13 protein-coding genes are annotated in these 13,026 nt (G+C 41.8%); 6 read left to right on the top strand and 7 right to left on the bottom strand.

Annotation, left to right across the window (positions count from 1 at the left end; all coding sequences use genetic code 11):
- Positions 1–6: 6 nt before the first annotated feature.
- The 6 genes from FEK29_RS03225 (at position 7) to FEK29_RS03200 (ending at position 5,424) form a co-directional block, all read left to right on the top strand.
- Positions 7–1,884, top strand: a complete 1,878-nt coding sequence (locus tag FEK29_RS03225) for a T9SS type B sorting domain-containing protein (RefSeq protein WP_138256944.1) — start codon at positions 7–9, stop codon at positions 1,882–1,884.
- A gap of 64 nt (positions 1,885–1,948) precedes the next feature.
- Entirely contained in the window at positions 1,949–2,827 is an 879-nt protein-coding gene (locus FEK29_RS03220) for a cell division protein FtsX (RefSeq protein WP_138256943.1), read from the top strand.
- Between the two features lie 9 nt (positions 2,828–2,836).
- A complete protein-coding gene (locus FEK29_RS03215) occupies positions 2,837–3,100 on the top strand; it encodes a DUF3098 domain-containing protein (RefSeq protein WP_138256942.1) in 264 nt (87 codons plus the stop codon).
- A gap of 1 nt (position 3,101) precedes the next feature.
- Positions 3,102–3,899 carry an undecaprenyl-diphosphate phosphatase gene (locus tag FEK29_RS03210; RefSeq protein ID WP_138256941.1) on the top strand — a complete coding sequence of 266 codons (798 nt, stop codon included), beginning with the start codon at positions 3,102–3,104 and terminating at the stop codon, positions 3,897–3,899.
- 20 nt (positions 3,900–3,919) lie between these two features.
- A complete protein-coding gene (truB, locus tag FEK29_RS03205) occupies positions 3,920–4,618 on the top strand; it encodes a tRNA pseudouridine(55) synthase TruB (RefSeq protein WP_138256940.1) in 699 nt (232 codons plus the stop codon).
- An 80-nt stretch (positions 4,619–4,698) separates the two neighbouring features.
- Positions 4,699–5,424, top strand: a complete 726-nt coding sequence (locus FEK29_RS03200) for an energy transducer TonB family protein (protein ID WP_138256939.1) — start codon at positions 4,699–4,701, stop codon at positions 5,422–5,424.
- Here the strand turns inward: FEK29_RS03200 and FEK29_RS03195 are convergent.
- The 7 genes from FEK29_RS03195 to FEK29_RS03165 all read right to left on the bottom strand — a co-directional run bounded on the left by FEK29_RS03195 (position 5,407) and on the right by FEK29_RS03165 (position 12,817).
- The gene (locus FEK29_RS03195; RefSeq protein WP_138256938.1) at positions 5,407–6,018 is read right to left on the bottom strand and encodes a thioredoxin family protein; all 612 of its coding nucleotides are present in this window, start codon (positions 6,016–6,018) and stop codon (positions 5,407–5,409) included. The two genes, FEK29_RS03200 and FEK29_RS03195, sit on opposite strands and share 18 nt — an antisense overlap.
- A gap of 322 nt (positions 6,019–6,340) precedes the next feature.
- Positions 6,341–6,709, bottom strand: coding sequence for a hypothetical protein (locus FEK29_RS03190; protein WP_138256937.1), 369 nt, complete (start codon positions 6,707–6,709; stop codon positions 6,341–6,343).
- Between the two features lie 105 nt (positions 6,710–6,814).
- Positions 6,815–7,696 carry a YitT family protein gene (locus FEK29_RS03185; RefSeq protein WP_138256936.1) on the bottom strand — a complete coding sequence of 294 codons (882 nt, stop codon included), beginning with the start codon at positions 7,694–7,696 and terminating at the stop codon, positions 6,815–6,817.
- A gap of 11 nt (positions 7,697–7,707) precedes the next feature.
- Positions 7,708–9,114, bottom strand: a complete 1,407-nt coding sequence (locus FEK29_RS03180) for a TolC family protein (RefSeq protein ID WP_138256935.1) — start codon at positions 9,112–9,114, stop codon at positions 7,708–7,710.
- Between the two features lie 2 nt (positions 9,115–9,116).
- Positions 9,117–10,469 carry an HlyD family secretion protein gene (locus FEK29_RS03175; RefSeq protein ID WP_138256934.1) on the bottom strand — a complete coding sequence of 451 codons (1,353 nt, stop codon included), beginning with the start codon at positions 10,467–10,469 and terminating at the stop codon, positions 9,117–9,119.
- Positions 10,470–10,473: 4 nt separating this feature from the next.
- A complete protein-coding gene (locus tag FEK29_RS03170; RefSeq protein ID WP_138256933.1) occupies positions 10,474–12,141 on the bottom strand; it encodes a peptidase domain-containing ABC transporter in 1,668 nt (555 codons plus the stop codon).
- Positions 12,134–12,817: a TetR/AcrR family transcriptional regulator gene (locus FEK29_RS03165; RefSeq protein WP_138256932.1), complete on the bottom strand. Its 684-nt coding sequence runs from the start codon at positions 12,815–12,817 to the stop codon at positions 12,134–12,136. Before FEK29_RS03165 ends, FEK29_RS03170 begins: the two co-directional genes overlap by 8 nt.
- Positions 12,818–13,026: the final 209 nt, after the last annotated feature.

Genomic DNA, 13,026 nt, shown 5'->3' with positions numbered 1-13,026 from the left:
AGTACCGTGAATACCAAAAGTCCCAAATACTTTCTTTGTTTTGTCCTCTTTCTGGTTTTGGCGGCCGTGAAAGGAAGGGCGCAGTTAGGTTTTTGTACGGGCAGCTCTGGAGACCCCATTTTTACGGAGGATTTTGGTTCTGGTACGGTGGACGGACCTGAACTTCCGCCCGGGACCACTACCTATAATTTTACCACGGGAACGCCCAACGATGGCGACTATACCATTTCCAGCACTACCAATTATTTTGATTGGCAGAACGTACAGGACCACACTCCCGGAGACACCAATGGAAAGGCTTTTATCGTAAATGCCAGTTTTACGGCCGGAGAATTTTATCAGCGTGCCGTAACAGGTCTGTGTGAAAATACCACCTATGAATTTTCCTCTTGGCTCATAAATCTGCAGCGTACGGGTGGTTGCGACGGAAACAATATTCCCATCAACGTTCGCTATCAGATCTGGGACGAAACCGACACCAATCTTTTGGCCCAAGGGGATACTGGAAATATTCAGGCCATGACCACGGCAGCCTGGCAACAATTTGCCTTGGTATTCCAGACCCTGCCCGGGCAGACCTCCGTCATCCTCAAAATGCGGAACAATAGCAATGGTGGGTGCGGTAACGATCTCGCCATTGACGATATTGTCTTTAAATCCTGTGGCGATAGCGTAAGCGTGGCCACGGACCAAGCCGAGGATTTCATTGTAACCTGTGAAAATCAAGGTTCGGTATCTGCAATATTGGTGGCCAATCCTGATAATTCCATTTTTTCTACCCATGCCTATCAATGGCAGGAAAGTACGGATAATCAAGTTTGGACCGATGTACCCGGTGAGACCTCAAACACATTTACCACCCCACTGATAAATTCGACCCGTTTTTACCGCGTAAAAGTAGCGGAGGACCCGATCAACGTATCCAATGACCTTTGTAATGTGCTATCCGATGTTTTTGAAATCAATATCGTGCCCATACCGCCACCACCCACAAACAATGGCGACGTGTCCGTATGCGAGAATGAAACCGCCACTTTAATCGTGGATAGTGCTGATATTTATAGTGTAAATTGGTATGATGCCCCTACTGGGGGAAACCTACTTTTGGAAAACAACAGGGAGTTTTCCCCCACCGAAGCAGGCACCTACTATGCGGAGGCGAATTCGAGTGAAGTCGATTGTCCATCCGCTACCAGAACGGCAGTCACCCTGACCTTTAATCCTTTGCCCCAAGTTTTTGACAGCACTGAAACTTTTTGCGAGGGGGATACGGCCTTTTTATCGGCTGAAATTGACAATGTTAGTTATACCTGGAGTACAGGAGAGACTACACGCGATATTTCGGTTAACGCTCCCGGGGAGTATTCCGTGACCGTCACTGATAGCAATGGATGTTCCAGTACACGGACCATTACATTGAACCAAATTGATGCACCAAGATTGGATTCGATTACTTCCAACGGACGCTCCATCATCATTACGACCCAAAATTCAGGGGATTTCGAATACTCTTTGGATGGAAGTAGTTTTCAGGACAGCCCCGTTTTTGAGGCCGTTACGGGAGGGCCGTATACCATATCCATTAGGGACAAGACCAACTGTGGCATCGTCACAACCGATTATCTCCATATTGTTGTCCCCAATTTCTTTACACCGAACGGCGATACCTCCAATGACCTTTTAATTCCGGAAGGCATCGAGTCCTTTAACAATGTGGAGCTTTCCATCTATGATCGGTATGGGAAATTATTAAAATTTGGCAGTGGTACAAATGCCTCTTGGGATGGAAACTTCTTGGGCGCTCCCATGCCGGAATCGGATTATTGGTACCGGATAAAATTGGACACCTTGGTCCGTACCGGGCATTTCACCCTAAAGCGGTGAGTGTTCCTATTTTTTATGATTCAATTCACATTACTTTTCTATTTTTACATGCCGATACGTTACTATGAGCAAAGCATTTGAAAGATATCAAAGAAGGAAATTGATCTCGTCCTATTTCTCGGTCGTATTGAGTATCGCCTTGGTACTGTTTCTTTTGGGCATTTTGGGATTGCTGGTCCTAAATACCAAAAAAATGGCGGACCGATCCAAGGAGCAGATTACCATTTCCATTTTTTTAAAGGAAGATGCCAAGGATATGGAGGTGGAGCAATTGCAGAAAACATTGGCAATGTCTGAATATACGAAGTCGGCCACCTATGTATCCAAAGAAGAGGCCGCAGCCCAGCACAGCAAGGAAATAGGGGAGGATTTTGTGGATTACTTGGGCTACAATCCGCTTAAGAATTCCATAGACGTTAAATTGAATGCCGATTTTGTCACGGCCGAAAAGGTCGCGGAAATAGCCGCCACCCTGGAAGAGAAAAGTTATGTGGACGAGGTAAGCTACGATCGGGTATTGGTAAGTATGGTCGCCAAGAGTGTAGAAAAAATAGGATTTTGGATTTTGGTGGCTAGTGCCATTTTTACCGTAATCGCGGTATTATTGATCAACAGCTCCATACGGTTATCCATCTATTCCAAAAGGTTCATTATCAAAACCATGCAAATGGTAGGGGCCACAAAAAGCTTTATTCGAAAGCCCTTCCTATGGCAGAACATCAAATTGGGTATGTTGGGGGCGCTCCTTGCGCTTTTGGCCATTGCAGGGGTAATTTATTACGTGAACACCAATTTTCAGGACTTGGGACTTTTGGAAGACCCTATCATCCTGGTTATTCTCCTGGTTGGTGTGTTTCTTTTGGGAATTGTTATCTCCCTCCTCAGCACCTACTTTGCCACCCAGCGTTTCTTAAATCTCAGAACAGACGAATTATATTACTAAATTTGCCAAATGAGTAAGAAGGACAAAGTAAACCAGAACCCTAGACGGGAATTTATTTTTCAGAAAAAGAATTACCTTTTCATGTTCATTGGCGTTGCGTGTATCGCCTTGGGATTTATACTGATGAGTGGCGGTGGTAGTGATGACCCAAACGTTTTTAACCCGGAGATCTATAATTTTAGAAGAATCCGCCTGGCACCTACCTTGGTATTGATTGGCTTGGGAATAGAGGTCTACGCCATATTATTGAATCCTCACAAAAAGAAAGACTAAGTTGGATATTTTAGATGCAATCATACTCGGAATCGTTCAAGGTTTGACCGAGTTTCTTCCAGTTTCCTCTAGCGGACATTTAGAATTGGGCAAGGCAATTTTGGGCGACAATTCCGTTCCCGAGGAAAGTTTGCTGTTTACAGTGGTGCTGCACTTTGCCACGGCTTTGAGCACCATTGTGGTGTTTAGAAGGGACATTGGGGAAATCATTAGGGGACTATTTCAATTTTCATGGAACGAGGAAAGCCAATTCAGTGCCAAAATCATCGTTTCCATGATTCCCGCAGTTTTGGTGGGCCTGTTTTTTGAAGAACAGTTGGAGGCTTTTTTTGGGGGTAATGTTATGTTCGTTGGTATTATGTTGTTGATTACGGCCGTATTGCTCTATTTTGCCGATAAGGCGAAGGACACGGATAAAAAGGTAGGCTTTGGGAGTGCCTTTGTCATAGGAATTTCCCAGGCCATTGCCATGCTGCCCGGGATATCAAGGAGCGGGGCCACCATATCCACATCGGTACTTTTGGGCGTGGACAAATCAAAATCTGCCAGGTTTTCCTTTTTAATGGTGGTACCCCTGATATTCGGTAAAATCGCCAAGGACCTGTTGGGGGGCGAACTTACGTTTAACGGCGAAAACAATATGGCCATGGGAGCCGGATTCTTGGCCGCCTTTGTTGCAGGACTGGCCGCTTGTACCTGGATGATTCAACTGGTGAGAAAAAGCAAGCTTTCTTATTTTGCCATCTATTGTCTAATCGTGGGCCTAATTGCTATCATCTTCGGAATTGCAAACCCATAAACCTTAAATACAAAACCTTAATGGAGACCTTGACCAAGGAAGATTATTTGAACGGTCAGCTATTACTTATAGACAAGCCTTTGGGCTGGTCCTCATTTCAGGCGGTGAACAAGTTAAAATGGGCGATCCGGAAGAAATTCGGACTTAAAAAAATAAAGATTGGCCATGCCGGTACGCTAGACCCCTTGGCCACAGGACTACTTATTATCTGTACCGGAAAGTTCACCAAAAGAATTCCGGAGTACCAGGGTCAGACAAAGGAGTATACCGGCACTATTACCTTGGGCGGTACCACACCTTCCTACGATTTGGAAACGGAAATTGATGAAAAATTTGCCATAGACCATATTACGGAAGCGCAAATCATTAAAACAACTTCAGGGTTCATTGGGGAAATCGAGCAGGCGCCGCCTGTTTTTTCGGCCATAAAAAAAGGTGGTAAACGCTTGTATGAATACGCAAGGGAAGGAAAAGATGTCGCCATCAACAAAAGAAAAGTGCACATCCATTCCTTTGAAATAACGGAAGTTCGATTGCCTGAGGTCGACTTTAGAATCTCCTGCAGCAAAGGAACGTATATACGTTCCATAGCGCATGATTTTGGCAAGGCCTTGGGCTCTGGCGGGCATCTCTCCGGGTTGAGAAGAACCAAAATAGGCGATTTTAACGTAGATATATCCCAGGACCCATCGGATTTATCGGAACGGATTTTGCAGTAATCGTTATATCGATGAATTTTTAGTAAATTCCCGTTCGTCGATTTACTGAAATATTTTTGGGAAAAATCGGTTATATACACATGAATCTCAACAGACAACAACTCTCTTTTTTGATTACCCTGTTTTCTATGGGTATCGTTGTCTTGACATTGTACAATATCCATTTGGGCGGCCAAGAGGAAGATGATGACGACTACGTGGTTGAGATGGTATTGGAAGAACCTGAGGAACTTACAAAGGAGGAGGAAGAATTGCTGGAAGAACTTGCCAAGACCGAAGCCATAAAAAGTCATATGGCCTTCAATGAAACGGCCAAACCGAATGTTGGCAATCCGGAGCCTTTGCAAACTCTAGAGGAACTCATGGAGGAAAGGGCCATGGAAAATAATGGGGAACTGGCCGAAAACCTTATGTCTGACGGCGATTTTGTTGAGCGTGTTAAGGAACTCGCAAAGAAAAGAGAGGAAAAAAAGCAACTATTGGGTGAAAAAGAGGCAAAAAAAGAGGAATACACCAACTACCTCGCGAAAAGGCGTACGTCCATTTCCTTTTCCTTGATCGATAGAAACGGATACCGTTTACCCCCACCTATTTATACGTGTATTGAAGGCGGAAAAGTAGTGGTGAATATAGAAGTCAATAACCTTGGTCAAGTAACCGATGCCAGTTTTAACGAAAAAAGCTCCGGCACTTCAAACGGCTGCTTGGTAGACAATGCCATTGCCTATGCCTATAAGGCACAATTTAGCGTTTCCGATAAGCCAAGTCAGAAAGGCACGATCACGTATCTATTTCAAGGAAAGTAGGAGTAAAAGGTCCTCCAGTATACTCTGTCCCTTATCCTTATTGTACCATATCTGAAGCTGCTCCCTAAAGGCAGCGGTCAAAGTACCATGCTCCTTTTTAAAGGCCTCTACCAATTGGGTCGCGTTGGACGAACGGGGACCCCAGGTACCAAGAACCCTATTGGATTCAGGTTCAAGTTGTACGACTTTTGGAATGGACCATACACCATTGGTCAAAAATTGCCGCATAAGCTGCGGATGTTCGTCCCTTAAAATGATTTTAAGGGAAATGTTGGGATTGATTTTTGCAATCTTGTTCATAACGGGCAATGCGGGCGATGCGTCCCCGCACCAACTTTCCGTAAACACCAACCAATTTACCTTATTTGGGAAGGATTTCAAGAGGCTCACAGATTCCTCGGAAAATTTTAAGGTCTTATCCCATCGCTGCATGCGCTTTGCGTTCAACTTGGTATAGTTTATATAAGCCTCTGTAGCATCCTCTCCCGTAGATTTTCCCTCGCTTGCCAAGCTCTTCACCAACTGCGAATATTGATTATATGTAAAAGCGACTTCAAGTGCTTTGGCCAAAGATGTCTTTGTAAATACTTTCATCTGTATATTTTTATTGATTTTCATAGGTCAGATGCAATTATTCACATCGCTGTTTATTGTATTTCCAAAAGGTGTTCATGAATCTTTGATTTAGTTCATTATTTACTATTTGCTTTTCAGCGGTATTCATGAAACTTCGTTTTCGCCAATAATCACCCCGGTTGGTATCAAGACTTGTTATGGCTCATTTCATAGTATCTTAAATTCAAAATTGATTGGTTGGGAATATTTACCAAACCTTACATTTTATTCCGGACAAAAGAAAGGGCCGGTCTTTAAAGAAGAAACAAGACCGGCCCAAACTAACCAAACCAAACAAAACTCACATTCCCAAATAAGGATTAAAATTCTTTGGCAAATAAAGTGAGGTATCAAAACCAAGGTCTACCTCATCCTCATCCTCCATAAGTATTAACGAATCAATGTTCAATTCCATACCAAAATAAGGGTCGAAATCCGGGGACAGAAACAGGTAGGGGTCAAAACCAAGGTCTACCTCATAGTCCACCTCTATTAATGACGGTCCCTCGTTTATTAACAACTTGGGGGTGCTAAGGGCTCTACAATCCAATAGTTCGCATTCCTTGGAGACCTTGCTATGTATAGGTTCAACGTTTTGATCTAGCTCCTTGGCATGGACCGTTGAAAAAGTTACACACGAAATCAACAAAAAATAAAAATTATTCTTCATATATATTATTAATTAATACTGTGCAAAGATAGTGACAGCAAGAAGAATTTAAAATATTTACTATGTTAATTGGGTGTTAAACTTTCTTTTTTAATAGTATTACTATTATTTTATATTTCTCTTTTTGATCATGCCACCCCGTGTGTCGTTTATCTTGCTCATAACTACGAAGGCCTTTGGATCTATTTTGGATATTTCAATATTCAATTTCCGAATTTCCAACCGCGTAATTACCGTAAAAAGCACATCGTATTCGTTATGAGCGCCATTCTTTCCATATCCTCCCTTTGCGGGATAAATAGTCACTCCCCTTCCCAAAACATTGATGATCATATCCCGAAGCTGTTCGCTATGATCTGAAATTATGGTAACCCCTGTGTATTCCTCGATACCTTCTATTACAAAGTCCAAGGTTTTGGATGCCGCTAAATAGGTTAACATGGAGTACAGGGCGGACTCCACTGAAAGCAAATACGCTGCGGCCATAAAAACCAAAACATTGATGAGTATGATGATGTCCCCAATGGTCGTTCCCATCTTCCTACTCAAGTAGATGGCCAAGATTTCAGTTCCATCCAATACACCACCACCCCGAACGGAAAGTCCTATACCTGCGCCCAGAAAAAAACCACCGAAAACGGCTACCAAAAGTTTGTCTTGGGTAACTTCTGGGAAATCCAATGTTACCAAAACAAAAGCTAAACCAACAATGGCTATGGTGGTCTTAATCGTAAATTGTCTTCCTATGACCTTATATCCCAAAAAAATGAAAGGTATATTAACAAGAATGATCAGTACATACAAAGGTATTTCATAGACCTCAGCCAAGAGTAAGGAGATACCCGTTGCACCACCATCAATAAATTGATTTGGCAATAGGAAACTTTCCAATCCAAATGCGGCAGCGAGAATTCCGCCTAACAAAAAAAAGGCGTCCTTGACAAATTGCTTAAGATTTGGGCCTATATGTACATTTGATAATGCCATAAACGGGAAAATTAAAGATTCACGGGATTCACGGCCAAACTGTTGAAAAGCTTTGCCTTGGCCGTATAATATTTATTCTGGACTTCATTCTGTTTCAGTACCGCATCGATAAGTTTACTTTCCCTTGAATTTATTAGGAAAAGAGAGCTCTCACCAAAACTGAACTTTCGTTCTTCGGCCGTCAATAGACTTTGATAGTTTGTAACAATATCCAAAATCAAACGGTTTTGATCTTCAAATGAATCCAACTCATTATATATGGCTATTACCTTATTTTGTATGGCCACCTCTGCATTGTCATATTCCAACCGTGCATCCTGTAATTTGATTTTCGCCAATCGTAAATCGCCGCGTTCCTTTCTAAGGAATAAAGGCAACTGAAAGGTTACTCCTCCTTTGTAATAATCAGTCTGAAGTGAATTTGCCAATTCCGGAGTTTCCGTTAGCAGGTTATAATCTACATCAATGGTAGGCAGGAGTTTATTTGTTTTCAATCTTTTGTCCACAATGAGTCCATCGACCTTAAACCCCAGACTTTTCAATTTTGGGTGGTTTTCCAAGGAAAAACTGTCCAAGGGTTTGCCTAAAATTTCAAAAGTTTCATCGATTTCCAAGTCCAGATTGTCCTCTGGAATTACGTTGGACTGCAAATTCACAGGGATATTATCGCCCAACCAAAGGAAATTAGAAAGTTCCATAGATTTGTTCACCAAAGTAACCCGTGCCTGTTCCAGTTCCAAGGCCCTATTCTGTACCGCAATTTTCGCTTCTACCGTATCAATGGCGGCGATATCACCTGCAAGGGCACTCTTTTTTATTCCTGTAAAACGGATCTGGGCATTTTCCAAAAAATTCGAATATACTTGACTATCCCTATAGGCCTGTAACCATTTAAAGTAAGCCAAAGAAGCATCGAACAATATTTGGTTCACGAGCAAATCCCGGTCTGCTTTACTTTGTTCCCTGAAAAACTTGGCTTGTTTTAGGGTTGCCATACGTTCGTTTATCCAAGAACCACGTCCAAGTGATAGGGAGATACCAGCGCTATACAGTCCGTTTTCCGGTACGGATTCCTCGGGGTTTATAAACTCGCCCTCATTCTGCTCAAAATTACCCTTGAGTTCTATACCATACCATGTGGGTATCTTGAAGGTCGCGTTTAAACGGTCATAATACTCTGTACCCTTAAAATCCTTACGTTCGTAATCCACATCCAACTTGGGGTCAAAACCGCCCCTTGCCTTTAACAAGTTTGCCTGACCCGTACTTAAGGCAAGTTCCGCCTGCTTGGCAATAGGATGAAATCTTTTGACATATCCAAGATATTCGTTGAACTTAAGGACCAACGTATCGTTTTGCTGCCCATTTACCAAAAAACTACAGAAAAATAGTAGTATTAGGATAAAATACTTATTCATAGTTATTTTTTGACCGGTTCCGCTTTCGCCCCCTCCGGTTGGTAATAATTTGGAGGGAAGCCATTCAATTGTCTCCATAGTTCAAACCAAATAGGAACATCATCCAATAAGGCTATAGTATTGGCACCTGAACCCACTCTAAGATCTTTCGGCCATGGATGGTCCTCAGGATCTGGGGCCAACAAAATTCTGTATTTTCCATTTTCGCTGATGAACGTTTCAATGGCAACGACAACCCCTCCATAGGTACCGTAGGATACATTTGGCCATCCGCTGAAAATAATGACGGGCCATCCGTCAAATTCTATTCTTGCTTTCTCTCCTAGGTGCATCAATGGCAAATCTATGGGCTCTATAAAGGTTTCCACCGCCATATCATATTTTGCCGGCATAATGCCTACCAAACGATCTCCTTCTTTAAAGGTCTCTCCTATACCAGCTTGAATGGCCTTGTTTATAAATCCGCTTTGCGGTGCCCTAATATAATAGAGGTCGTTGCGGATGGAATAATTGGTAAACTCGTTCTCTAACTTGGTCACCTGTGCCTCAGAATCGAACTGACTGGACTGCGCAGTAAACTTATCGCTACGGGCCTTTGCAATCTTATCAGCATATTCTGCCTGTACCCTTGTAATTTCCACTTGGGCATTCAAAACTTCGTTTTTACTGGCCAACAACTTATTTTCCTGTGAGATCAGTTTCGCTTGGGTTTCCTGCAACTTCAATCTTTTTTCCTCTACATCGGTTACGGCCTTAAGGCCTTCAGACTCCAATTGGGTGGTACGGTCAAATTGTCTTTGTGCAATGGTGATGTTAGTCTTTGCAGCTTCCAAGTCAATACTATCGCTCTGTACTTTCAACCTTGCCTGAAGCAATTTGTTCTGTGCCTGTTCCAATTTCAAGGAGAGTTCCTTGTTCAAGGCACCTATCTGGGTTTCTAGTGCCTTCACTTTTTCCTGATATGAGGTGACAGACATTTCCTTTGCTTTGATCTGCATTCCGGTTCGCTCCACCAACCTTGGATCAAAATATTCGTTTTTTACTTCGGATATATGTAATATGGTATCCCCTTTTTCCACAAAGTCGCCCTCTCTTACAAACCACTTCTCTATACGCCCAGGAATTGGTGATTGTATGGTCTGAGGCCTTTGATCGGGTGTTAGGGTGGTCAAAAAACCCCTTCCGCGAACGTTCTGGGTCCATGGTAAAAAGAGCATGATAATAAAGATTACCGCTAGCACAATCAGAAAACGGTTGAAATGTTTATTGTACTTGTGTTGGCTGACCCTTTGCACAGCTTTGTAACCAGATAGGTCCACGCTTCTATTTAATACGGTTTTAGATATATTCAACATAGCGCTATTCGTTGTTTAAAATTTTACCATCGGCCAAATTGATTATACGGCCACACCTAGTTACCCATTTTGGGTCATCACTTACGACCATTAGACTCCATGGCCTATCCGGATGGGTGAGATAATCCATAATGCGATCCGCCTCTTCAGCATCGAATTGATCTAAGGGATCGCGAAGAACCAGTAGCTTGGGCCGTTTGACCAAACTTCTGGCCAACACAATTTTCTTGGCAACGGTATAGGAAATTTGCTTGCCTTCGGGAAAAATCATGGTATCCAGGCCATTGTCCATTTCCCTAACGATATGGCTAAGTCCCGTAACCTCCAAAGCCCATAAAATATCCTCCTTAGGTATGGTAGTATCATTAAAGGTTATATTGTTCAACAATGTACCTTCAAAAGGAGTCTCCAACTTTAAGGATTGCCCCACTTTTGACCTAAAGTGATTTAGGTTTTCTGCCTTTAGTCGTACACCATTTACAAAAATATTTCCTTTAGTTGGCTCTATGAGTCCGGAAACAAGATGTAAGACACTGGATTTTCCGGCGCCATTCGTACCTCTTATCAATATTCTGTCCTTTGGATTTATCTGAAGGGAAATACCATCCAAAATGGGCTTTTGCCTGTCCGGTACCGAGTAGGTAATAGTATCGAGCTCTACTTTAAAATCCTCTTGGTCCAGAAGTTCAAGGTCCTTCTGCTGAGGTTCTATTTCCATATCGACCACCTGTCCCAATTTTTCAAGAGCGGTCAACACATCATAAAAGGACTCGAGACCAACGATTAACTTTTCTACGGAACTAATAACCAGTAGGATTATAATTTCCGCAGCTACGAACTGGCCAATATTCATTTCCTGATTGAGTACCAAAAGTCCACCAATGATCAATAGTCCCCCAGTAACCAAAATTTTGAAACCTACCATTTGGATAAACTGAAGCACCAAAATTCTAAAGTGGTTTTCCCTTGCTTTTAGGTAACCTTCAGTCAGATAGTCGTTCTTTTCAAGGGCGTGACTTGTCTTCCCCGATAATTTAAAGCTTACGATACACCTGGCCACTTCCTGAATCCAATGGGCCACCTTGTACTTTTGTTTGGATTCCAGTAAACTTGTTTCAAGACCCTTTGTAATGGTGTACTTAAAGACCACATAGATCAAACCCAACAATAGAATTCCGTAGGCGATAAAAAACGGATGATAAAGACTTAACAGCAATAGACCGAAAATAATTTGAAGTAATGCTGTGGGAAAGTCAATCAATAATTTTGAAATTCCTTTTTGTATGTTCAGTGTATCGAAAAAACGGTTGGCCAGTTCCGGTGGATAAAAATTACGTAGTTCTGACATTTTTATCTTTGGAAAACGATAGGCAAATTCAAAGGAACTTCTAGTAAATATTTTTTGTTGGATATTTTCAATGATACGTATCTGCATCAATTGGAGCGCTCCTTGAAATGCCACGCCCAAGGTTACCAAAATCACGAGGATAATCCAGGAGGTAGTTACCTGTGCCCCCTGAATCAAATTGATTATGGCCTGTATTCCCAAAGGCAAGGTCAAACTGACCAAACCGGCAAAAATTGCATAATAAAATACTTGGCGGACATCCTTTTTGTCCAATTTTAGCATCCTTATTAAGCGTTGCCATGCGGTAATTATTTTTTTAGCCATTAGTGTGATTTAAAACGTTAAAGACTAGGTCGGTCAAATATTCTGTAGGTGTAACTTCATCACCACAATCCGTCATCGATGAAAAATGATCTTTTAAGAAGTGTTGGTGCAGGGCACCTCCTAATATGGTACTCGCCAAACTGGATGGGTACTTGTAGCTTGGATTGTACTGCTTTATCATTTCACTTAACCTTTTTGCCAATCTCTTATAGCTGGCAAAATAACCTTCCTTATCTTCCTCGTCCACCTCTTTGGTCAAGTAGGATTTTGAATACTCGTTAATGACGATTCTATTTAGAAGAACCTCATTGATATGGGAAAAATTGGAATCCTCCGTGATTTCCCTGGAGATCATATAAATGGCCTTGGTCAGTTTTTCGCCAGGCTTTGGAATGTTATGGGTAGCAAAAACAAGTTGGTATTCCATCCATCCCCAGTACCATGAAGTGAGATACAATAAAAGCTTGTGCTTGTTCTCAAAGTAGCGATAAATGGAACTCTCATTGGAACCTATTCTTTCGCCCAATTTTCTAAAATTGAATTTTTCGAATCCAAGCTCTCCCATCATAACGATACTCATCTTTACAATGGACTTCCCAAGCTCAGACGATTCCGGGTCTTTGACAAATAACTTATCGTTCACACGAATTTTTACACCTTGAAACAGCTCTTCCATTCCATAATTTTAATAGTTATTACTGGCGAATATAATAGCAATACTATCACAAAATAAAAGTTTAACTTTTTTTAACAGAAGTAATGCTTTTATGATAATTAGATCTTTTATTTTTGAAATAAGAAATAACAGGTGTTATTTTATGGATATGATAATTTGAAAAGTTTATAATTTCGAATTTCATATAGTTCATGGAAATTAAACTGTTT

Source organism: Maribacter aurantiacus, from assembly GCF_005780245.1.
Classification (GTDB): Bacteria; Bacteroidota; Bacteroidia; order Flavobacteriales; family Flavobacteriaceae; genus Maribacter; species Maribacter flavus.
This window is presented reverse-complemented; position numbering and strand designations above follow the sequence as displayed.